The sequence below is a fragment of the Kolteria novifilia genome (genome assembly GCA_007748055.1).
GTDB lineage: Bacteria > Planctomycetota > Planctomycetia > Kolteriales > Kolteriaceae > Kolteria > Kolteria novifilia.
Window position 1 is genome coordinate 1099924 of record CP036279.1, and the last position, 23492, is coordinate 1123415.

Below are 23492 nucleotides of genomic sequence, written 5' to 3' on the forward strand. Positions count from 1 at the left end.
GGACAACCTCTCCCGCAGGGAGAGGGGAACATCGGACAACCTCTCCCACAGGGAGAGGGGGAACATCGGGCAACCTCTCCCACGGGGAGAGGGGAACATCGGACAACCTCTCCCGCAGGGAGAGGGGAACATCGGACAACCTCTCTCACAGGGGGAGGGGGAACTCAAGAACCCGCTCGGGCGAGTCTTGACCCACCACCTACGCCGAGAACCACTCGCGTCAGGCAATGGCCTGACCTACAGTCTTCCGAGTTGGGTGGGTCTTGACCTACCATGAGCACTGACGTACCCAAGTCACCTAGGTGAACGGGCCGCCCGGCGGGACCAATCAGGTGCAAGCAGCAACACCCACCGCCGGACGGCATGATCGGGCCTACGCCGACTTGCGACGGTCAAGTCTCAATCGCGATTCGTGCAGACGCCCTCGCGAACTCTCCCGCGCCGCTTGACGCTGGCGAACGCGGTGCATCGAAACCTCCTCGACGGGAACCCACTCGGGATCGCGCATCGACGTCCCCGGATCCCACTGCTCGTACCAGAGGCACTCGACTTGATCGAGGTCCTCCAGGGTGTAGTCCTCCATCGCTCGCGGTAGACGCCGAGCACAGTCTTTCATCGAATGTCCCATCACGACCAGGAAGACCCGGCCACCAAACCAAAGTCCCATCACCCGCCAAGATTGAATCACGACGAACCCCTCCCTATCGGCTCACCACTTTCGCTTCACCACGAACGATTCCGAGTTGTTTCGCTTCCAGCGGCCGCGCCGCTCCGACGTATTCGAAGGCCGCGGTCCGCCGAACGCCCGACCAGCTTCGGGCCAGGGACGCGAGCTTTGGCTGTTGGGTCCGCGACGCTCGCCGCCGTAGCCGCCAATCGTTCGAACGGACTCGGTGGTCGATCAGCGCCGGATGGGCGGTGACGCTTCGGAACGGCTTGCCGGTCGCGTGATAGAGTGACGCGATCATGTCACTCAGTGCGGTGCCGATGCCGACGCCTTGAAAGTCTGGCAGGCAAACGGTTCGGTGCTCCCTCCAGCCACTTCGCCTCGGGTGCGGCTGGTGCACGACGGCGCAGAACGCGGCGGCGGACTCCTCGACCACTCCCAGAAAGCAGCGGGCGCTCGGGTTCAGCGTGCCGCTCAAATAGTGATGCGGAGCGAACCGCTTCCACTCGCCCCGATCGCAGCGGTGGATCTCCAACTCGATGGCGGGACGGCGCCGAAGAGACCTCCATCGAAAAGAGAGACGCGCCATGTCCACGATCCAGTCGGGGCAGAGCCACGCGCTGACATCGTCATGGCATGTCGCCGCGACGAGTCGGGTGCGTCGCTCGCGGATGGTCTTGGCGATCGCCGAACTGGCGTAGCGAGCGACCCGGCGGTCGAGGTTGCTCGTGAACTCGTCGACGACGAGTCGTTCGGGGTCGCTGGCGAGGGCTCGCGCCAGATTCGCTCGGAAGCGTTCGCCCGTGCTGAGCGTGTCGAACGGCTGTCGCCAACTCGGAGGACTTCCGAGCCCGACCCGCGCGAGCAGCCGCGTGATCTCGTCGAGACGTAAATGCTCGGGGAACCCGTCGACGAGGGAGCGATGCGCCGGCCAGGCGAATTCGTTCATCACCGCGTCGGCAAAGAGTTCTCGGACGAGTGTCGACTTGCCGCTGCCGCTGGGGCCGACGATCAAGCCGATCCTCCAATCGCGATCCTCGAGCGGGAGATCGATCGTCCACCGGCGTTCGAACCGGTCGCTCCTCGGGAGATCGAACATCGTCTCGATCTGCTCGACGCGATCGCTCCGCTGGATGGGCGTCGTTTTCACGATCTCCGCCACCGGCATCTGTCCTTCTCCTCGATTCGCGAATCGTTGTTGCTCTCTTGACCTCTCCTGGGGGAGAGGTCGGCGAACATCGTGAGCCGGGAGAGGGGGCCGAGCGACTTGATGAACCCGCATCGCTCGTGGTTCCGGAACCCCCTCACCCCTAACCCCTCTCCCACGGGGAGAGGGGAACATCGGGCAACCTCTCCCACGGGGAGAGGGGAACATCGGACAACCTCTCCCACAGGGAGAGGGGAACATCGGGCTGTCACTTTCCCAACCTCTCCTGGGGGAGAGGTCGGCGAACATCGTGAGCCGGGTGAGGGGGCCGAGCGACTTGATGAACCCGCATCGCTCGTGGTTCCGGAACCCCCTTACCCCTAACCCCTCTCCCAAGGGGAGAGTGGAACATCGGACAACCTCTCCCACGGGGAGAGGGGAACATCGGGCTGTCACTTTCCCAACCTCTCCTGGGGGAGAGGTCGGCGAACATCGTGAGCCGGGTGAGGGGGCCGAGCGACTTGATGAACCCGCATCGCTCGTGGTTCCGGAACCCCCTCACCCCTAACCCCTCTCCCACGGGGAGAGGGGAACATCGGACAACCTCTCCCACGGGGAGAGGGGAACATCGGGCAACCTCTCCCGCAGGGAGAGGAGGACATTGGGCTCTCTCCCATGGGGAGAGGGGGCGTCGAGTTGTCATCGACAGCGACGCCACTTGGAGAACCGTTTGATCAGCCGGCAGCGTCCTCGGCGGCAATCGTCGACCGGGGAGACGGTGCGAATGATCCGCTCCGAAGGGAGAACGATCGCCTCGGAGGACAACGTCGGACTGTCAGCCGAATGGAACTTTCGATTCCGCGATGGAGCCGCCGTCGACCCTTGCTCGGCGACGACATCGGCGGGAGGATCGGGACCGACAATCGCTCGGGGGCGACACGAGGGACCCTTGCAGCGAGGAGCCAGGATGACTGACTTGTTGTTGTCACCAAGGGTGAGTACCTTGGGGATCGTCTCTTCGCCGCAGGAACAGCGTTCCTCGAGCGTGTTGAGACGGTCGATCAGGTTGGTGATCGCGACCTTGTTGGCGGCGACGTCTCGCTTCACGTTCCCCAGTTCCGCGGGGAGATCGATGAGTTGGAAGTCGGGATCGGCGGCCACGAGCGAGAGCAGGAGAGGCAGCGTAAGCATCGAACGGTCCTTTCAGATGAGGTGGAAATCGAGGTCTTGTCGCGGGAAACCATCGAACTGGGAGAAGGCGAAGGAGTCGCCTTGGGCCACCATCGCGTCGACGATGGAGGCGTCGATCCAGAAACCGCCCGGCGGGGCGTCGTCAGCGGGACGGCCGTGCGCGTCGGGGCCCCAGGAGTTCAGGCAGTAGCATCCCGGCCGTTCGGGAGAATCGTCGACGCCGATCAAGCACATCTGGTGTGCCCATCGTCCGCGGGGCACTCCCCAGTGTTTGCCGCGATCGACGCGGGGTCGCATCAGGAAGCCTTGGGTCGAGGCGACGGTGATCGGGTAGCCGTTGGCGAGCGCGTCGCGGACCGCGGCGTAGGTGGTCACTTGCGCGGTCGTTCCAACGAGATGGGAAGAGGCGGCGGCGATGAGGGGTTCGGGCGGGCCGGGACGCTTGCCCCAAGTGGTCGCGATCGCGCCCGAGTACTCGGGGACGCCGGGCGTGTCGGCCGCTAGAACGCCGTAGCGACGAACGCCGTCAGCGGCCCAGATGCCGAGGCTTCCGTCGGAGTTCTCGAGTCGGCCACCACCGACTTGGACGCGGCTGATGCCATAGAGGTAAGGCGGGAACGCGGGTCGCAGTCGCTCGGGATCGCCGAGTCGTACGATCTCCATGGCGGCGAGGTAGTCGACCGCGTTGGCCGCTCCCATCGAGACGCAGTCGCCGATCTCTTGCTGATGGGTCGGCAAGTGATTGCCCCCATTGGCCTGACGCGTGTAGTCCCAGAGAACGACGCGGCGCCGTTCCGAACGCTGTGGGGTGCCCGCGATGAAGAAGGGGGGCAATGCCGGTCCGAGTGTCGCGAAGGCCCGTTTGGCCTCGTCGGGCCCGAACCACCCGTGTCGCTTCGCCGGCGGTGTCGTTCGTCGTGTCATGGCGTACCTTCTCCGTCGACGCTCCCGTGGGGAGCGAATTGTTCCTCGTTACTGACAGTATCTTGTCACTCTTCGGGTGGGTCTTGACCCACCAGCAACTCCGGCGGCCGCTCGTGTCGGTGGATGGCCTGACCTACGGTCTTTCCCGTCGGGTGGGCTTGTGGTCCACCACGAGGTTGGCTTGACGTTCGCACTGGCTGACGAGCAGCCAGTGGCACCCGTTCGTCGGCGACATTCCGTTGACACCCGTCCGTGGATGACGTCGAGGTGGCACTCGTCATCGGGGCCGGTTGACGACGCCGGGCTGGATTCGGTCGAGTCCGATGGCGATCTCGCGCCAGGCTTCGGCGTAGTCGTCGGGGCCGGTCAATCGACCTTCTTGATGAAGCTGCCCCAGCCGCTCGGCGAGACGCTCTCCCCACGGGGACCAAGCGTCGGCGTGAGGGCCGAGAGCCTCGAGGTTGCGTTGCTTGGTTTCGGCGAGGATCGTCGCGGGCTCGGTCAGCGCTCCGGCCACGATCGCGGCGTGCGTCGCTCGGAACGAGTGGGCGAGGGACGACGCGGTGCGCTGACGAAGGGATGGTTCGAGAGCCACGTCGCCAGCCCAACGACGAGCGTCCGAAGCCAACCCGAATCGCTCGGGGCTCGGCTCGGGAGGCTCCGGACCAGCGTTGGTGAGCGTGAGGCGATGCGTCGCCGTCGCGACGCGACCTCCCTTGGCGGCCGCGAGCACAAAGGTGTAGCTCCCCGCGTGGGGCGACGCGAAGACGCAACGCCGCCCATCGTCGACAGCGAGAACGCGAGCCTCCGGCTCGGCGACGATCCATGCGAGTCCATCCGCTGTCGACGTGGTGGCATCGAGGACGACCAACTCGCCGGCGCTGGCTCGTTCAGGTGCTCGAATCACGGCGCTCGCGGTCTGGCTTGGCCGCGGGCGACATCGGTTGAGGAGTCGGATGCTTTCAACGCTCATCCAAGTGGCGGCACCGGTCACCAGCGTCAGCAGAAGAGCGATGGTTCGATGTTTTCGGTTCATGGAGGTGTCACCTCGTCTGGCTAAAGAGTCCAAGCAGTGCGAACGCAAGGAGTAGGCCCAAGGTGGTCGCCAAGTGCCACGAGAATGTCATCCAATGTGTCCAAGGAGGACCGTCGACGCGATGGCCTCCGGTGGACGCTCGCGTTCTTCTGGTGGCCGGCGCGCGGCGGGCCTGGTTGGGATTGCCGCTCATGGTGCGTCGATCTCCTCTTGGAGCAGTTCGTCCAACAGGCGCCGCAACAACCAGCGAAGCAGAAGCCGGGCCGGCAGGGGCAAGGCTTCGGCGGGCTGGGACACGCGAGCCTCGGGCAATGCGGTGACTTCGAGCAGTCGGCACATCTGTTCCTCGTCGCTCGGCGCGATCGAACCGACGACGCTCAGTTGGTCGGGGTCGCCGAAGACTCGCCCCAGGAGGTAGCCGATGGTGATCCAGCACTCTTTCGCGAAGAGTCGGCGTTCCTGGCCGACACGGAGCTGGCGGATGACGCGGACGATCTCTCGGACGGCGTCGAGCGGGATCTCTTGGGGGTAGAGCGGGTCAGCTTGGGGCATGGGGCTTTCTCCTCGGTTCGGGGGCTTCGCGGATCAGTTTGAGTTCCTCGATCACTTGCAGCAGGAGGGAGTGGTTCGACTCGATGAGCTCGCGGCTCTCGACGAGGGATCCGAGCAAGTCGATCACGCCGCGGTAACGTTCCTGCTCGCGTTCGAAGGAGGTGAGCAGTCGCTCGAGGTTTTCGGAGTGGGATTGCTGAATCTCGAGATAGCCGACTTTGATTTGCTCAAGGTGGGCGGGGACGCCAACGGAGGCGACGTAGGTCCCGAATTCCCAGAGTCCATAGAGGAGCAGCAGGAGCAGGATGAACGCCGGTCCCTGTTTGAGGCCGGCGTTGAGAATTTCGGACTTCCACGACTGTGTTTCGGTCTCGCGTTGCATGAGTCCCTCCATTGCTTGGACGGACACAGTATAAGCGATGCTACTTGTCAGGATCAACAGTTACTTGTCCAAGATGTTCAAGATAGTTATGTATGGTGGGTTTTATGGGCGTAAGTCTTTAAAGTTGGCCATGTTTCTTGGAGGATTGAGGGTGAAGCAGCGGCTCGTTGGCCAATGGCGCAGCCTGCGGGCGCGGACTTTTGGTGCGTCGGGGGTGGGAGAAGTTCGTGGGGTTAGCGGGGGAAGGAGTGGAGTAGTCGGCCCTGGGAATCGAGGAAGTTCATGCCCGCTCCCTCGTCGGTCAAGCCGAGGATGGCGCGTGGGGTCTGATTCTCGTCGTAGAGGAGCAAGTGGGGGCCGTCAAAGCGGAGGGCGAGCCGTGAGCGTTGCCTGCCTTCGGGGTCGAAGAAGGTGAGGCTCGGATTTTCGTCCTCCATGGAGAGGGTCGCACGAACGGTCCCGCTGTCGTCGAGAAGGATGAAGGAATTGGCGCGAACGGTCCGGGTCGAGAAGCTTTGCCAGACGACGATGGCCAGAACGATCAGGAGCAGTCCGCCCACGATGATCACCGGTTCGAGCCAGCGTCGCTTGCGGGGGGAGTCGTCACTGGAGGGTAGAGGCGGTGAGGGTTCGTTCTTGTTGTCGCCGCTGCCTGGCAGGTCGTCGAAATCGAAGGGGTCCATTGGTCACTCCGGAGGGCTGGGGGCATCGGGGCCGCGTTTGGTGAACCTTGAATCAGTCGTCGCGATGATCTTCATCATGGTTAACATGGTCAAAATGTTCGGTTTCGCATGGCGACGCGTTAGGGTCTTGGTTACTATATAGGTGTTCACTATTTTGGTCGCGGAAGTTGGACATCACGATGCATGAGATCAATCATGTCGGCCAGTGTTCGGAAGTGCTCGCTTTCGAGCAGGGTTTCGAACTTGCGGCGGATTTCTCGCTTGCGGTTGATGCGTTCGGCCTGGTGGATGACGCCTTCGTAACTGAGGGCGCCGCCCACGCCCCGATGGGAGGTCAATTCCGACCATTCTTCGGTGGTGAACGCGTCGAACAGTTCGGGGCGATCGTCGCGGACCTCTTCGATGGTCGGGTGCAGCGAGCGGGTGGGCGAGTTTCGGCTCGATGGGGCATTTTCCGGGGAAATCTCGGCGTCGGGATCGAGCAGCATCCAAGGGTCGGCCAAGCCGAAGACGCGGGCGACGGAGCGCAAATGGGAATGTTTCGGCTGGATGACGCCCTTGGTTTCCCAGCGACGAAGAGTCGGCATGTCGACGCCTGACTGCTCGGAGAGGGCATCGATCGTCAGCCCTGAGTTCTCCATCGCCGCGAGGAAATTCCGGCGAAAGGTATCGCGACGCGCTTGTTTTTGCTGGGCGGGCGAGGGGCGTCGGGCCTGTTCGTCGGCCCATTGGCTGCCGAGTGTCACCCCGGGGATCTCGCTCGGTGACGGCGGGTCATGTTCGTGAGCCATGGCGTCTCGATGCGTCGATGTTGGTCGTGAAAATGGCGCGATTTGTCATCATCGTGAACAAAATCGTGCTCAAAGTCGACAGGAATTGCTCAAGATGCGTTCTTTTTGTGTCTGTTTGGTTCCCCATTCGTGAAGAGGAGGTGCAGCGTGGAGATTCAGGTTCTTCCCGTGGAACTGTACGTCGCGAAGTATCACGAGTGCCCCCGGCCGCGGTGCCGCTACGAGATTGACGAGGGAATCCTCTACCGGACCAAGGACGCCGAGTCGGAGGATCTGGGCGAGTTGCCGGGGAGTGTCGACTCGGTCTTCGTGCCCGCCATTGAGCTCGAAACCGGGCAATACGTCGGGGAAATCGAGGCGATCGAACGGCTGCGGACGTTGGTCGATCGCGTTCAGCACCTCACTCAGCAGATTCACGAGGTCCTGCGAAGCTGAAGGTCCCAGTCGGAATGACGGTCAATGCTCCTTCCAAGGAATCCGTGGCACGACTACAATGTGGCGTGTCAGAGGCGGCGGGGACTCGGTTTCCGTCGCCCCGGTCCCGTTGGCCCCGCAGTCCGTTTCGCATTCCCTCCGATGGTCCCAAGATGTTGCCTCGGAACGCTGAGCGAACGCGGGTTGGTCTTCGACCTCCCGATCGTCCGGCCCGGCCGCGCGGTGGAGGGAGGCACTGTTGCGAGACGAGTCCGACCACCATGACGAAACTGGTTGATCTTGCCATGACTTCTCGACCAGGATCTCGTCGCATCGCCATCCTCCTCCCGCCGCGACAAGCGTCCTGCGACCCAGTCTCCCCGCTCGTAGCCCCGTCGATCCCGCGCCTCTTGGGGTTCCTTGGGCTTGTTGCCTGTTGTCTCCTCGCGCCCGCTCCGTGCGCGGCCGCTGACGATGCGGCGGTGCCGAGCGTCTTTCTCGATGTCAGCATCGAGGCCCGGAACCGGCTTGGCATGGTCGAGGCCTATGTCGAGCAGGGGCAGTGGAGCGAGGCGGTCGCATTGCTGCAAAGTCTCGTCGAGCTCTACGGCGACAAAGTCGTTCCCATGACGGACGATTCCACCATCTACCACAACGTTCGCCTCGTCGCGCATCGCATGGTGTCGGGCTTCCCGGCGGAGGGCCTAGCGGCCTACCGGTCACGGGTCGATAGCCAGGCCGAGGGCATCCTGCGCCGTGCGAAGGGGGAGGCGGAAGAGACCCTTCTTCGGCAGATCGTCGGGAATTTCTACTGCTCGGGGGTCGCCGATGAGGCGATCGAGCGGTTGGGCGATCTCGCGTTGGCCGAAGGGTCGGTCCAGGAGGCGTTCGACTGGTGGGAGATGCTCCTGCCCGAAGAGCTTGCTGGCGATGCGGCGCCCGGCGCGCGGACGGGTCAGCGACTTCGCTACCCGGACCCGGACAACGATCAACCTCGGCTTCTGGCCAAGTGGGCGCTCGCGAAACTCGTCGTCGGCGATGTCGACGGAGCCGATCGGGGCATCGCATTGCTCAAGCGGGACGATGCCGACAAGGAGGGGAGGCTTGCCGGCCGCGACGGTCGATTCGTCGAGGTCGTGCTCGAGGTCAAGCGGACGGCGCTCGATTGGAAGCAGTCCGCGGCGCCCGACGATTGGCCGACCTTCGCCGGCGATTTTCGGCGTTCGAAAGTCGCCCCCAAGCCCGTCGCGGCGGGCGATGTGGAGTGGGAGTGGATTCTCGGCGATGTCGAGGACGCGGCTGCTCCCGATGCCGCTCTTGGGCGTCGCTCCGACGAGGAACTGAAACTCCATCCGGTGATCGTCGGCGACGAAGTGATCGTCGCGACCGGCACGGCTCTTTGGTCTCTCAAGCTAAGCGACGGTCGGGCGGAGAAGTGGTATGACTTCGGGACGATCGGCGGCGGTCGCCTGCCCGATCGGCTTCGCCACGCGCGGCATACGTTGACGGTATCGGGCGACAAGCTCTTTGTTCGCACCGGCGAGGATTCCGGACGGGCGGTGCTCGGGCGGTCGAGGATTCGTAGCTCCCGGTCGAAACTCTATTGCTTCGATTACAAGACTCAACGCATGCTTTGGCACGTCAGCACCGACGAGCCGGAGATTCAGGACGCCGTCTTTGAAGGGGCCCCGGTGGTCGCCCACGGGATGGCGTTTGTCGCGCTGACTCGGCAAGACGCGATGGCCGAGACGTCGGTCGCGGCTTTCGACTTGGCGACGGGCGAACGGCGCTGGCGGTCGTTGGTGTGCGAAGCGAGTCTCGAGGATCTCCGTCCCAGCATCCCTCGGCGCAACCTCCTGACCTACGCCGGTGGCAATATCTACTACGCGACCAACATGGGTGCGGTCGCGTCGCTCGACGCTCGCAGCGGGCGGCTGAAATGGGTCAGTACCTACGAGCGGTCGGAGTCGACTGCCGGGAGTTTGGCGCTCCCGGTCGAGCCTGACCTCAACCCGGCGGTCTTCGATCGCGGACGTCTCTTCGTCGCCGCCCACGATTCCAACAAGGTTCACTGTTTCGACGCGTACACCGGCCAGGTTCTCTGGGAAGCGTATCCCCCTGTCCGTCATCTTCTCGGCGTTGTCGACGATCGCTTGATGATGACCGGCAAGCGGGTCTGGGGCATCGACGTCGCGACGGGCAAAGTCTCCTGGTATTGGCCGGAGAACCTCGCGACCGGCTACGGCCGTGGCGTCTTGGCCGGAGGTTTTCTCTATTGGCCGACGACGCGCGAGATCCATGTGATCGACCCGGCGACCGGGATCAAGGCGCGACCGTCGATCGCGCTGGGCGATCAATTCGGCATCAAGGGCGGCAATCTCGCCGTCGGCCACGACTACTTGATCATCGCCCAGGCGAACCGAGTCTATGCCCTCGCGCCCCACTCGCGGGTGATCGACAAGTTGCAACTGTTGCTCACCGAGCGGCCGTCGTCGGCACGGCTGCACTTGAAGTTGGCCGAGGCCGCGTTCGCCGACAAGCAGTACGGCCTTGCCGCGGAGCATTTCCAACTCGCCGCGAATCACGCCGAACCCGATCGCTACTTGAATGGGCAACCCTTGCGGCAACTGGCGAAGCATCGGCTGCACGACACCAAGTTGCGGCAAGCCGAGGTGCTCGCCAAGGAGGGTTCCCTTGCCGAGGCCGAGACGTTGCTGCTCGCCTCGATCGACGCGGTTGCTAAACCCGACGCCGAGCAAGAGGCTCACTGGCAGCTTGCGCAAATGTGGCTCGATGCGGACAAGCCGGACCGAGCGATCCCCGTCCTCGAGTCGCTCGCGGTGACGACCGAGCACGAGGCGACGATGGCCGACGAGGAGGGCGTCTGGCGTCCACTCAGTCTTCGGGCCGCGCGGCGCTTGGCTCAGTTGCACGAGGAGGAGGGCGAGGATCTCTTCGCATCCAAGACGAAGGCGATCGAAGCGATGCTTTCGGGAAAGGCGGTCGCCACCTCGCTCGTCGATGAGCTTCGGGCGTATCCCGACTCGAAACGTCGTTGCGAGATGCTGCTTCGGGCCGGTCCGCTCTTGGGGAGCGCCGAAGGTGGGCGACTGGCACGTTGGGCTTACAAGTCGGTCGTGCGCTCTCCGTATCGAAGTGGCGAGCAAGCTTCGGAGGCGATGGTCGGCTTGAAGCGACTGCACGAGCGTCTCGGCTACGAGCCGTCACGCGATCGCTTGGTCGACCTGCTCGCGCGGCGGTCGACGGTGGGCGATCAAGAGACTGCCGACCCGGGTGTTTTGAGCGCGTCCTCCCTGCCGGAGCCGTCGTCGCGCCGTGGGTATCCCGCGATCTCGCTCCTCGCGAACGCTTCAGGGGGCAGCATGATTTGGCCCGAGGGGGTCGCCCCTTCGGCGGAGCTGGAATACCTGCTGCTGTACGACGGGAAGGTCCTCGAAGCTCGGTTGCCGCGGGATGACGAGCCGATCTGGAAGTTGCCAATGGAGTCGGCTCCGAGCCATGTGGTGCGGACTCCCTCAGGGCTCTTGATCGTCGACGGATCCCGGCTGCGCTGCGTTGATGCCGCGAAAGGGGAGATCATTTGGGAGAGGCCATTGGACGGCACGTCCACGACGTGGTTGTCGGCCGCACCGATCAGTGACGCGACGGGCGCTTCTTCGGTCGGGGAGCTTCCTCGGTTCGGGCTCGATGCCGATACGCTCGTGATGGCGGGGCGCGATGGCACAGTTCGGGCCTTCGACACCGACGATGGGCACCTTCTTTGGGAGCGTCGTTCGTCGACCGAGTCGCCGTCGGTCGATCTGGTCGCCCTGGGGGATGTCGTCTGCTTCGCGTCGGGACGGCACGTCGATGCTTGGGGCCTGCGCGATGGGCGGCAACGGTTCAAGACGACCTGGAGTCCCGAGGAGACGCGACGCCTCCGCGATTCCTGCTTGCGTGTCGGCGATCAACTGGTGATCGTCACCAAGCGGTCGCGGATCAACGCATTCGACGAGAAGACGGGCGAGCAGCGCTGGTCCAAGGAACTCGTTTGGCCGAGCTTCGAATCGCCCCGACTCTTCGGGGAAGGGGCTCAACTCTTCGCGCTCGTCGATGGCTACCAGCTCAACAGCATCGACCCGACGACCGGGGAAACGCTTTGGAGTCAAGCGGTCGCCGATCGGCAGCGGACGCACGACGGAAGTCCCTTTTCCTGGACGCGCGACCGATTCGTCTTCCTTGGGGAAGATGAGGTCTCGTGCTGGCGAACCGCCGACGGGGTGTTGAAGTGGCGCTATGCCCTTCCCAAGTTGGGGACGACGCGTTACGTTTGGTGTATGGGCGCGACGACGACCTTGTTCGGAACAGTGGAAGGGGAAACCGTCGCCATTTCGCTTTCGGGCGAGGGGCGTCCCACCAGGCTGATTCGACTCGGTTCCGTCGGCGAGTATCTCGACGCCCTTGCCGGCACGGGCTGGTTGGTGCTCGGCGGTGAGAAAGGGCGCTACCTCTTGCGACAGCCTCCTTCCCAATCCATGGCCTCCACGGGAACTGCTAATGAGTGAAGACGAAGCGACAACGCTCAGCGACGACGACTTGAAGGTCGTCGAGCGTTTGCACACGGCGTACGAAGCGATCAAGAGCGAGACGGCGAAAGTGATCGTCGGCCAGAGCGACGTGGTCGAACAGTTGCTGATCGGGATCTTCGCCCGCGGCCACTGCCTGCTCGTCGGGGTGCCGGGGCTGGCCAAGACCTTGATGGTCCACACGATCGCCCAGTCGTTGAGCCTCTCGTTCAGCCGGATCCAATTCACGCCTGACTTGATGCCCTCGGACATCACCGGTACCGAGGTGATCGAGGAGGACAAAGCGACCGGGCGACGCGACTTCAAGTTCCTGAAAGGGCCGATCTTCGCGAACTTGGTCCTCGCCGACGAGATCAACCGAACCCCTCCCAAGACGCAAGCGGCGTTGCTCGAGGCGATGCAGGAGCGACAAGTCACCGTCGGCGGCGAACGCCACGTGCTCGAGCCTCCCTTCTTCGTCCTCGCGACCCAGAACCCGATCGAACAAGAAGGGACCTACCCACTGCCCGAAGCCCAGCTCGACCGCTTCATGTTCAACGTCCTGGTCGACTACCCCGACGAGGAGGAGGAATTCCTCATTGTTCGTTCGACCACCGGCAGCGCCGAGCCGGAGTTGTCGAAGGTGCTCGACGCGAAGGAGGTGCTTGAGCTGCAAGGCATCGTGCGCAAGATTCCCGTGGCCGATCACGTCATCCGCTACGCGATGAAGCTGGTGCGCATGACTCGGCCGGCGGGGCAGGAAGCGCCCGACTTTGTCCAGCACTACGTCAACTGGGGCGCCGGGCCGCGTGCCAGTCAGTACTTGGTGCTCTCGGCGAAGACGCGAGCGGTCCTCTACGGGCGCTACTTCGTCACGACCGAGGACATTCGCGCGGTCGCGGTGCCGGTCTTGCGTCATCGCATCATCACGAACTTCAATGCCGAGGCCGAGGGGATCAAGCCCGACGACATCGTCGCTCAGTTGATCGAATCGCTGCCTCGTGACGAAAGTGAGTCCCTCGAAGGTGGAAAGCTCCCAAACGTACTTAGATCCGCTAACGCTAGCTAGGATCAAGGACCTCGAGCTCAAGGCTCGCCAGGTCATCGAAGGCTTCGTGTCCGGATCGCACAAGAGCCCGTTCCAGGGGATCAGCGTCGAGTTCGCCGAGCACCGGGAGTACGTTCCCGGTGACGACGTCCGCCACGTCGACTGGAAGGTCTTCGGCAAGACCGACAAGTTCTACCTCAAGCAGTATGAGCAAGAGACGAACCTCGTCTGCAACCTCCTTCTCGACGTCAGCGAGTCGATGCGTTACGGCTCGGGAGAGACGTCGAAGCTGGAGTTCGCGTCGCGCTTGGTCGCGTCGCTGGCGTACTTGATCGTACATCGCGCCGACAGTGTCGGCTTGGCCCTCTTCGAGGATCGCTTGCACAAGTTCCTTCCCCCGGCGAGCCAAGCGACGCATCTGAAGCAACTGCTGACGCTGCTGGCAACTTGCGAACCGGGCAAGGAGGCGAGCCGGGTCGGCGACGTGCTCGGGGAGATGGCCGGGCGGCTGACCAAACGAAGTTTGATCATGGTGGTCAGCGATTGCTTCGACGATATCGACCGGATCGTCGCGGGAATCAAGCACCTGCGGTACAAGCGACACGAGATTGTCTTCTTCCACGTGCTCGATCCGGCGGAGCTCGATTTCCCGTTCGATCAGATCACGCTGTTCAAGGGGCTCGAGGCGTTGCCCGATGTCTTGGCCGAACCGCGGGCGCTGCGAAATGCGTATTTGGCGGAGTTCAACGAGTACTTGAAGGAGTTGCGGCTCGCCTGTCGGGCCAACGACGTCGACTATCAGTTGATGCGGACCGACCAGCCGCTCGACTTGGCGCTCGCCGGCTATCTCGCCAGTCGCTCTGCCCGCTCGGCGTAGGGTTGGGTGTGCGGCACTCGGAGGGTGGGTCTTGACCCACCACGAAGGCCGACCGACGTGCGTGTCAGGCAATGGCCTGACCTACGGTTGGACGAACTCCATGCGTCAGCTCTTCTTGACTTCTCCCTGTGGGTGAGGTCGTCGAGCGACGCGAGACGGGTGAGGGGATGGAACGTGTTGGGCAGCGAGGCGGTTTGTTGGAAGAGAACCCCCTCACCCCTAACCCCTCTCCCACAGGGAGAGGGGAACAAGTGGCCTTCTCTCCCACAGGGAGAGGGGAACAAGTGGCCTTCTCTCCCACAGGGAGAGGGGAACAAGTGGCCTTCTCTCCCACAGGGAGAGGGGAACAAGTGGCCTTCTCTCCCACAGGGAGAGGGGAACAAGTGGCCTTCTCTCCCACAGGGAGAGGGGGGCAAGAGTAAGTAGGGTGGGTCTTGACCCACCAGGGGAGAAGGAAGCGCTTGCCGAGTGGCTCGGCGGGCAGCAGGGAGTGATGGTTCATGGCGGTGTTCGCCTTCATGTTCGGGGCACCCGCGATCCTGTGGGGGTTGGCGCTTGCCGGTGCGCCCCTCTTGATTCACTTGCTCAACCGACAGCGGCACAAGGAGATGCATTGGGCGGCGATGCGCTGGCTGCTGCAAGCGATGCGCAAAAATGCCCGCCGTGTCCAAATCGAACAATGGCTCCTGCTCGCGATCCGCACCCTGCTGATCATCTGTGTCGTCGCCGCGATGTCCAAGCCGATCATCGAAAGCGCCGGGCCGCTGCTCGCCTCGACGACCTCCGCGACGCATCACGTCATCGTTTTCGACAACTCGATGAGCATGCAATTCGCCTCGGGGGGACGAAGCCGCTGGGAGCGTGCGAAGAGTCTCGCGCAGAGTGTGCTTGAGACGGCTCAGAAAGGGGATTTGGCGAGCGTCGTCGTGATGGGCTCGCCGACGTCGATCCTCGTCGGGGACGCGAGTCCCTACCTCTCGGCGGTCGGCGAGGAGGTCGAGGCGATCAAGGTCCACGACGGCATCGCGAGCGTCGAGCAAGCGATGGACCGGGTCGAGGACATCCTCAAGAACTCGAGCGCCGGGCGCAAACAGCTCTACCTGATCACCGACATGCAGCGGACCTCGTGGCAATCGAGCGATCTTGCTGGCGAGCAAGCCGGACTCGCGAAGAAGCTCCGCGCGATGTCGGATCGTTGTCAGTTCGTCATCCTCGACGCCGGCGGGACCAGCGAAGCGAACCTCTCGGTCGCGTCGGTCGAGCAGATCGAGCCGGTGATCCTCTCCGGAACGCCGACCGGGTTTCGGGCGAGTATCGTCAATCACTCGAGCGAGGATCGCAACGGCGTGCGGGTGCAGCTTCTGGTCGACGGCCAGATTGAGGCGGTCGAGACGCTTGACTTGGCGGCCGGGGAGACCGGGGCGGCGATCTTTAACGTTCGCTTCCGCGAGACCGGCGATCAAGCGGTCGAAGCTCGTATCGAGGGGGATGATCTGAAGCCCGACAATCATCACCACTACGCCGCGCGGGTTCGCGATGCGCTCAACGTCCTCTTGATCGAGGGCGAACCGGCGGGCGGCCCGTTCGAGTCCGAGGCGGACTATCTGCGGGTCGCGTTCGAGCCGAGCGACGCGTCGCAGGGTCCGGCCTCGATCCGGACCGAAACCCGGCTCGAGTCCGACTTGCTGGAGATCAATCTCGGCGACTGGGATCTGGTGGTCCTCTGCAACGTCGGGCAACTGACGCCCAGCGAGGTCGCGGTGCTCGAGGAGCATACCCGGCAAGGGGGCGGGCTCCTCTTCTTCCTGGGCAAACAGACTAATATCGAGGCGTTCAACAGCGTCTTATTCAATGAGGGCAAGGGGCTCTTGCCGGTTCGGTTGGCGGATCTCTCCGAGAACAAGCAGCGTGACGACGAGGCGTACGGCTTCGATCCGCTCGACTATGTTCATCCGGTGGTTGCCCCGTTTCTGGATCTGGAACGGGCGGGACTGCTGACGACGAAGATCTTCCGCTATGCGAAGATCGAGCTACCGACGGAGGAGCAGACGAGCAAGGAACGCCCCGCGCCGTCGGTGGCGCTGGCGTTCACGACCGGCGATCCGGCGATCGTGTTGGCCGATCGGGGCCGGGGTCGTGTCGGGGTGGTCGCGACGAGCGCCGATCTCGACTGGAACAGTTGGGCGATCTCGCCGAGTTTCCTGCCGGTGATGCGTGAGCTCGCCGGGCAGCTCGTCAAGGGCCGGGTTTCGGCGCCCGAGTCGCGGGTCGGGGATCTGCTGTCGATCGCGCTGCCCGAACGGGTCTTCGATGTCAGCGCCACGCTGACGCCACCGGGAGAGGGTGTCGCCAGCGAGCCGATGCGTCCCCAAGAGGGCGAGAATGACGCGAACCTACTCGAGTACGATCGCACCGGACGCAGCGGGATCTACCGGGTCAGTTTGGGCCCGCCGATCGACCAGACGCGGTTGCTCGCCGTCAACACCTGGCCGCGAGAGAGCGTGCTGGAACGCGTGTCGAGCGAGGACTTGCGTTCGATGTTCCCGGGCTGGGAATTCACGCTGCACGATCGTTGGCCGACCAGCGGTGCCCGCGCCCAAGCGGTGATTCCCGATCGCGGCGAGATCTACCGGCCGCTGTTGTACATCGCGCTGTTTCTCGCGTTTCTCGAGACGTTCCTCGCCTGGAAGTTCGGGCACCATCGACTGAAGTAGGAGGGCGGGACCACCCCCTTATGCTCGACATGCGACGAAGTATTGAAGAATGGCTCGGCATCGCTCCGGTCGCCGCCGGCGAGGACACGCAGTGGCATCTGCGCTTCTCGATCGGCTGGCCCGACTGGGTGCTGTTGCTCTTTGTCATCTTCGCGTTCCTGTTCGTCGTGAGTATCTATCTGCGGGAAGGCCAAGCCGCGTCGAAGACGATGAAGCTCTTCCTCGCGGGGATTCGCCTGACGACGATCCTGCTGCTCGTGGTCATGCTCAGCGGCCTGGAGATCTCGATCGACCGCACGGGGCTGCCGTACCTCGTCTTGATGGTCGACGACTCCGAGAGCATGAAAGTCCAGGACGATCCGAACTCGCCCGCGGCCAGCGACGCGGGGATGTCCCGGCTCGAGCGCGTCCAGAAATGGTTCGGCGAACATCGTGAGCAACTCGCGGAACTGACGCGGGAGCACAAGTTGATGCTCTTCGCGACCGCGACGGTACCCCGTCAACTAGGCGTGACGATCGAGGAGGACGAAGTCCCCACCCTCATGGAGTCGATCGACGCGCTCGAGGCGACCGGGGCCGAAAGTCGTCTCGGCTCGAATCTGCGTTCGGTGCTCAACGATCTTCGGGGCGTTCCGCCGTCGTCGGTGGTGATGTTCAGCGACGGGGTGACGACCGTTGGCGAGCCGCTCGCTCAAGCGGCGCGGTACGCCGATCGGAAGAACATCCCCGTTTTCACCGTCGGCGTCGGCGATCCGGGACCGCTGCGGGACATCGAACTCCACGACTTGCTCGTTGACGATACCGTCTTCGTCGATGATTTGATTTCTTTCGAAGCGAAGCTGAGCGCTCAAGGCTACCCGGGCGAGAGCGTCCGCGTCGTGCTCAAGCAGAAGGGGACCGACACCCCGCTCGATCAGAAGACCTACACCGTCGGCGAGGATGGCGAAACGGTCCCCGTCCGGCTGTCACACCGGCCGAACCTGCCGGGGACGACCGACTACGTCCTCGAGATTCCGACCCTCGAACGTGAGATCAACGCGGGCAACAACGCCATCGAGAAGCGGATTAACGTCCTCAAGGAGAAGGTCAACGTTCTCTATGTCGAGACGTATCCTCGCTACGAGTTCCGCTACCTGAAGCATCTGCTCGAACGCGAGCCGACGATCAACTTGTCGGTGATCGTCCTCGACGCCGATCCCGAGTACGTCGAGGAGGACCGCTCGGCGCGCGACTTCTTCCCGACCTCGAAGGAAGAACTCTTCGAGTACGACGTGATCGTGCTGGGCGATGTGGCGCCGGCATTTCTCAGTCCGACGCAACTGCTGAACATCCGCGAGTTCGTGGCGAAGAAGGGGGGGGGCTTGCTCTTCGTCGCGGGCCGGGACTACGCCCCGGGCAGCTATCGGGACACGACGCTGGCGGACCTGCTCCCGGTCGAGTTCGGTCCTGGCTTGAATCAAGATCGCGCCACCATCGTCGATGTCGGGTTCTCGCCGCGGCTGACGGTCGCGGGCAAGACGAGCCCGATGTTTCGCTTTTCTGCGGACGAGTCGGAGAACGAGTCGATTCTCGCCGCGCTTCCGCAGATCTATTGGTACGCGGAGGTCGACAAGGCCAAGCCGGGAGCCCAGGTCCTCGCCGAACATCCTCTCGACCAGAGTGAGGGGCAGTCGCGTCCCGTGGTCGCGACGCAGTTTTTCGGGTCGGGCCGTACCTACTTCCAGGGCTTCGATGGAACTTGGCGTTGGCGGTTCCGGACTGAGGATCTCTACCACGCTCGCTACTGGATCCAGACGATTCGCTACCTGAGTCGGTCGAAGCTCCTTGGGAAGAGCCGTTCGGTCGAGCTGATGGTCGACCGCCCCAGCTACCGTCGCGGCGAGCCGGTGCGGATGCGGGTTCGGTTCCTGGACGAGACCCTCGCCCCACGCGGCGACGATGCCGTCTCGGTGCTGGTGGAGCGGGAAGGGCATGGGCAACGCCAGGTCGACCTCAGCGCGCTCCCTGGGCATGCCGGGATCTTCGAGGCGGTCTTCGCTCGTTCGGAAGATGGCCACTATCGCATCCGCTTGGCGAGCCCGCTGATTGAGGGGAATGCCCCGAGTGCCGAGTTTGTCGTGGTGCCCCCGCCGGGAGAGCTCGACCGCGTCCGCATGAATGAGACGGGGTTGCGGCAGGCTTCCGAAATGACGGGAGGGCTTTACTTTCCCCTCCCGCGCGCCGAGAGTTTGTTTGACGAGCTTCCGTCGGGGCGACGAGTGGTGCTTCAGACCGACCCGCCCATTCCGCTGTGGAATACGTGGCCGGTGTTGGTCCTTTTCGGCGCCTTGCTGGTGCTCGAATGGGTTTTGAGGAAGCGAGCCCGAATGTTATAAGGGTATAGGAGACCAGAGGTTACACGGCACCTGAGGCCTGAGAGACACTCAAGACTCAAGAACGTAGTCCTTCTAACTATTCGGGTGCCACTGGCTGCTTGTCAGCCAGTGCCGACGCGTTGGAGCACCACCAACAAAAACTTCAAGTTGGAACAGAACACGAGAAATAGCCCGCCGAGGTATCGACATGGATCGCTTGACCGAGCGACTCAATGAAAGCCGCCGACTCCTGCGCCGTGTGGTGCTGCTGCACGGCATCGCCTGGATTCTCGTCGCCCTCGTCGCGGGCGTGACATTGGCGGCGGTCGTCGACTGGCTGCTTCACGTCTCCAGCGGCATGCGGCTTCTCTTTCTCCTGACGCTACTCGGCGGCGCGACCTTGCTGGCGATCCGCTACGTCTTCCAACCGCTGCTGCTCCACGTGCGCGACCTCGACATCGCGCTGCGCGTCGAGCGACTCCATCCGGAACTCGGCGAGCACCTCAGCAGCACGATCGATTTCATGCATGCCGATCCCCACGACGAGATTTCCGGTTCGTCGCGGCTGCGATCGCACGTGATCAATGCGACGCTCGAACGGGTCGACAAGATTCGGTTCAACGACGTGGTCGACCATCGCCCGGTCCAGTTGATGGGTGGTTGGCTGGCGGCGTCCGTCATCCTCGCGGTCTGTCTCTTCGGGGTATCGCCCGCCAACGCGTCGATCGCGCTGCGCCGACTGGTCGACCCGTTCGGACCGGTCGACTGGCCGAAGCAGACCTTGATCACTGAGGTCACCGCTCCGGTGAAGATCGCCAAGGGGGACCCCTTCCAAGTGGTAGTCGGCGTCCAGGGCGTGGTCCCGGACAAAGTCCACGTCTACTACCGGTTCGAGGATGGCGAGGAGCCGCCGGCGGATACCCTTCGCCCCGGCAAGGACGACTCCTTCCGCGGTGGGCTCGAGAGCGCCAATCGGGATTTCGCCTACCGAGTCGTCGCCGGCGATGCCGAAACCGAGTGGTCGGACGTGGCGGTCGTGCCGGCCCCGGAAGTGGCTCGCCTGCGGGTCGATCTCGAGTATCCCGACTACACCCAGATGGAACCGGTGAGCTTGCCCGAGGGACGCGGTCACATCCGGGCGGTGCGAGGCTCGAGGGTGACGGTCCACGCGGAGTCGAGCAAGCCGCTCTCGGAGGCCTTCCTGCTGTGGGAGTCGGGCGAGAAGACCTCCGCGACGGTCTCGGGGGACAACACGCTCCGCGCTCAGTTCACCGTGGCCGAGGATGGCGCCTACCGCGTGATCCTGTCGGACCAGGAGGGGATGAGCAATGAGAACCGCCAGCCGACCCGGCATCGGGTCAACGCTTTGGCCGACGCCAAGCCCGAGATCGCGATCGAGGAGCCGCGCGGCGATCAGGAGGTGACTTCCGAGGTCGAACTCCCGCTCCGCGCGATCGTCAAGGACGACTTCGGGATCACCAAGGCGGAGCTTCGCTACGCGATCGACGGCGTCGCCACTCCCGGCGAGGAACCGAAGGACAATCCGGCGCCCACCAAGCCGATCGAACTCTTTTCGTCGAATGAATCACCGCGACGGAAGTTGGTCGAGTTCAAGTGGCCGATCAAGGATCTCAAACTCAGCCACGGGTCGGTGGTCCGTTTTCACGTCGCCGCCCTCGATCACCTCGACGACCCGAAGCCCAACGTCGGCCTTAGCCGCGAGATCCGCTTGCGAATTGTCAACAAGAAGGAGTTCGTGCGTCAGATCGAGAATCGCCAACGGCTCGTTCGCGAGGAATTGCAGCGACTTTTGAAACTCCAGACGAAGGCTCACGATACCGTCGCCGAGTTACGCAAGCAGATGGAGATCGTCGGCAAGCTCGATCGGCCCGACCTCGAACAATTGCAGGCGGCCGAGATGATGCAACGCCGCATTCACGAACGCGTCTCCCTCTCGGATCAGAGCCTCATTCGCGACATCGACAACATGCTCGGCGAACTCGACGACAACAAGGTCGACGACGTCGGCACGCGCAAGCGACTGGTGCTGATTCGTTCGGAACTGGGACGGGTGGCCGAACAGCAGCTTCCGAAGATCTCGCGTTCGCTGACCAGCGCCCGCAAGCTCGCGAAGACCCAGGAGTCTCAAGGATCGCAGCAACCGCGGACACCCCCTCGGTCCCGGCAATCCAACGCGGGTGGGCAGCAAAAGGGCTCCTCAGCATCTCAAGACGGCAAGCGGAGCGAAGCGAGCGGCGAGTCGAAGAACGCGGAATCGAAGGGCGCTTCGAGCAAGAACTCTTCGAAGGGGGAGATGGCAAAGACCGCCTCTCAAGGCGCGTCGCCGAAGACCGCCTCTCGGGGAGCGTCGTCCAAGTCGAACCCGAAACAGGCGAAGGCTTCCGCGAAGGCCAGTGGGCAAGAGCAATCTGGTGACTCGCAAGATTCGCAAGAGGCCGGGAAAGCGGGCAAGGCCAAACAGGAAAAGGCGACCGCGTCGACGAGTGCCAGCCAGCCATTCCCACCGCGCTCGAGCAGTGCCCAGCGTCAAGCCGAGGAACTCAAGGAGGCCGACGAGAACCAAGAGCGTGTCGAGGACTCCCTGGCGCAAATGCTCGACCAGCTCGACAAGTGGGAGACCATCTGGCAGGTCATCAGCGACACCCGCGATCTACAGGAAAAGCAGGAAGAGATCGCCGAGCGAATCGAGACGCTCGGCAAGGAGACGCTCGGAAAGAAGAAGAGTGAACTGACGGCCGATCAAAAGGCCGAGCTGGCGAAAGTCGCCGGACGACAGGGCGATATCCGCGATGAATTGCTCAGGCTTCAGGAGAAGATGGGCAAGCTCTCCGACTCGGTGAGCAAGGAGGATCCGGTCTCGTCGGAAACACTCAAGGAGGCGCTCGAGAACGTTCGCAAGAAGGACCTCGGTGGGAAGATGGCCCGAGCCGCTCGCAACGTCGGGGAGAACCAGCTTGGCGAGGCGTCGAAGAACCAGAAGCAGATCGCCAGTGAACTCAATGATCTCTTGCAGACCCTGGAGAACCGTCGCGAACGGGAGCTGGCCCGACTGGTCAAGCAGCTCAAGCAGGCGGCGTCGGAGCTGAAGGATATCGAGGAGCAACAACGGCTCCTGCGCAAGAAGACCGAGGAAGCTAAGAAGATCCAGGATCCGAAGAAGCGTGAGGAGGAACTGAAACGTCTCTCGCGCCGGCAGCAGGAACTCGAACGCAAGACCGAGGAGTTCGCCCGGCGCCTTTCGCGGCTCCAGGCCCGTCAAGCGAGTCGACGTTCCGGCCGGGCCGCCTCACGGATGGGCAATGCCGCTCGTCGCATGGGGCAGGGTGGCAAGGGGCAGCAACAGCAGGGCGGCCAACAAGGGGAGCAGGAACAAGAGGAGGCGCTCGAGGAACTCGCCCAGGCCCAGCAGCAACTTCAGCAGGACATTCGCCAGGCGGAAGAGGAGCTTGCCCAGGAGCAACTCGCGAAGATCGCCGACGCGATTCGCCAGATCCACGAACGTCAGATCGGCGTCCGGGTCGAGATCGAACGGCTCAACGTGCTGAAGGAGGAGAAGGGGCGTTGGACCCGGGGGCAGCTTCAGAGCATCCTGTCGCTTTCCCGCGCGGAAGGGGGGCTCGCCGAGGAGGCCCGTTCGCTCATCGAGAAGTTGCCCAATGCCAAGGTCTTTGTCCTCGTGGTCGAGCAAGCGGTCGAGTCGATGGACGCGGCGGCGGGCCGGCTCGCGCGGCGCGACACTGGGGAGGAAACGCAACTCGAAGTCGAGAGCGCGATCCGACGCTTCGCCCAGTTGCTCGATTCGCTCAAAAACGATCCGAGTAAGAAGAAGGGCGGTCAGCAGGGGCAAGGTCAAGGCCAGGGCCAAGGACAGGGCGGTCAGGGGGGAGGTGACGGCTTGCCGCCGACTGCTCAGATCAAACTCCTAAAATCCCTTCAGTTGGAAATCAACGAACGGACCACGCGTCTGACGGGTGTGAAGGGACGCAACGGCAAGCTCTCGCCACTGCAGGAGAAGGAATTCGTCCGTCTTAGCAAGATGCAGGGCAAGCTCGCCGACTTGGTGCGCAACATGACCGAGCCGAAGGAAGAGCCACTTCTGCCGGGCGATGGCCCGAAGGAGGAATGA

16 protein-coding genes are annotated in these 23492 nt (G+C 63.5%); 7 read left to right on the forward strand and 9 right to left on the reverse strand.

Features of this window, described 5'->3' with window-relative positions; genetic code table 11:
* Positions 1 to 373: 373 nt before the first annotated feature.
* The 9 genes from Pan216_RS04095 to Pan216_RS04135 all read right to left on the reverse strand — a co-directional run bounded on the left by Pan216_RS04095 (position 374) and on the right by Pan216_RS04135 (position 7373).
* Positions 374 to 688, reverse strand: coding sequence for a hypothetical protein (locus Pan216_RS04095; RefSeq protein ID WP_145255186.1), 315 nt, complete (start codon positions 686 to 688; stop codon positions 374 to 376).
* Between the two features lie 13 nt (positions 689 to 701).
* Positions 702 to 1835 carry an ATP-binding cassette domain-containing protein gene (locus Pan216_RS04100; RefSeq protein WP_145255189.1) on the reverse strand — a complete coding sequence of 378 codons (1134 nt, stop codon included), beginning with the start codon at positions 1833 to 1835 and terminating at the stop codon, positions 702 to 704.
* Positions 1836 to 2513: 678 nt separating this feature from the next.
* Entirely contained in the window at positions 2514 to 3005 is a 492-nt protein-coding gene (locus Pan216_RS04105; protein ID WP_145255192.1) for a hypothetical protein, read from the reverse strand.
* A gap of 12 nt (positions 3006 to 3017) precedes the next feature.
* Positions 3018 to 3929 carry a C1 family peptidase gene (locus tag Pan216_RS04110; RefSeq protein WP_145255195.1) on the reverse strand — a complete coding sequence of 304 codons (912 nt, stop codon included), beginning with the start codon at positions 3927 to 3929 and terminating at the stop codon, positions 3018 to 3020.
* A 277-nt stretch (positions 3930 to 4206) separates the two neighbouring features.
* Positions 4207 to 4965: a hypothetical protein gene (locus Pan216_RS04115; RefSeq protein ID WP_145255200.1), complete on the reverse strand. Its 759-nt coding sequence runs from the start codon at positions 4963 to 4965 to the stop codon at positions 4207 to 4209.
* Positions 4966 to 5154: 189 nt separating this feature from the next.
* Entirely contained in the window at positions 5155 to 5517 is a 363-nt protein-coding gene (locus tag Pan216_RS04120) for a hypothetical protein (RefSeq protein WP_145255203.1), read from the reverse strand.
* The gene (locus Pan216_RS04125) at positions 5504 to 5899 is read right to left on the reverse strand and encodes a hypothetical protein (RefSeq protein WP_145255205.1); all 396 of its coding nucleotides are present in this window, start codon (positions 5897 to 5899) and stop codon (positions 5504 to 5506) included. The genes Pan216_RS04120 and Pan216_RS04125 overlap by 14 nt, the downstream gene beginning before the upstream one ends.
* Before the next feature lie 233 nt (positions 5900 to 6132).
* Complete coding sequence (locus Pan216_RS04130) at positions 6133 to 6582, reverse strand: hypothetical protein (RefSeq protein WP_145255207.1); 450 nt, start codon at positions 6580 to 6582, stop codon at positions 6133 to 6135.
* A 149-nt stretch (positions 6583 to 6731) separates the two neighbouring features.
* Positions 6732 to 7373, reverse strand: a complete 642-nt coding sequence (locus Pan216_RS04135; RefSeq protein WP_145255210.1) for a helix-turn-helix domain-containing protein — start codon at positions 7371 to 7373, stop codon at positions 6732 to 6734.
* A 147-nt stretch (positions 7374 to 7520) separates the two neighbouring features.
* Here Pan216_RS04135 and Pan216_RS04140 point away from each other — a divergent pair, with 147 nt between their 5' ends.
* From Pan216_RS04140 to Pan216_RS04170, 7 genes are all read left to right on the forward strand, one after another.
* Complete coding sequence (locus Pan216_RS04140; protein WP_145255212.1) at positions 7521 to 7808, forward strand: hypothetical protein; 288 nt, start codon at positions 7521 to 7523, stop codon at positions 7806 to 7808.
* A 461-nt stretch (positions 7809 to 8269) separates the two neighbouring features.
* Positions 8270 to 12352, forward strand: a complete 4083-nt coding sequence (locus Pan216_RS04145; protein ID WP_419193241.1) for an outer membrane protein assembly factor BamB family protein — start codon at positions 8270 to 8272, stop codon at positions 12350 to 12352.
* Positions 12345 to 13421, forward strand: coding sequence for an AAA family ATPase (locus Pan216_RS04150; RefSeq protein WP_145255218.1), 1077 nt, complete (start codon positions 12345 to 12347; stop codon positions 13419 to 13421). The genes Pan216_RS04145 and Pan216_RS04150 overlap by 8 nt, the downstream gene beginning before the upstream one ends.
* A 46-nt stretch (positions 13422 to 13467) precedes the next feature.
* Complete coding sequence (locus Pan216_RS04155) at positions 13468 to 14277, forward strand: DUF58 domain-containing protein (RefSeq protein WP_419193242.1); 810 nt, start codon at positions 13468 to 13470, stop codon at positions 14275 to 14277.
* A gap of 500 nt (positions 14278 to 14777) precedes the next feature.
* Positions 14778 to 16991, forward strand: coding sequence for a BatA domain-containing protein (locus Pan216_RS04160; RefSeq protein ID WP_145255224.1), 2214 nt, complete (start codon positions 14778 to 14780; stop codon positions 16989 to 16991).
* Between the two features lie 20 nt (positions 16992 to 17011).
* Positions 17012 to 19366, forward strand: coding sequence for a glutamine amidotransferase (locus Pan216_RS04165; protein WP_145255227.1), 2355 nt, complete (start codon positions 17012 to 17014; stop codon positions 19364 to 19366).
* A gap of 187 nt (positions 19367 to 19553) precedes the next feature.
* Positions 19554 to 23492, forward strand: coding sequence for a DUF4175 family protein (locus Pan216_RS04170; RefSeq protein WP_145255230.1), 3939 nt, complete (start codon positions 19554 to 19556; stop codon positions 23490 to 23492).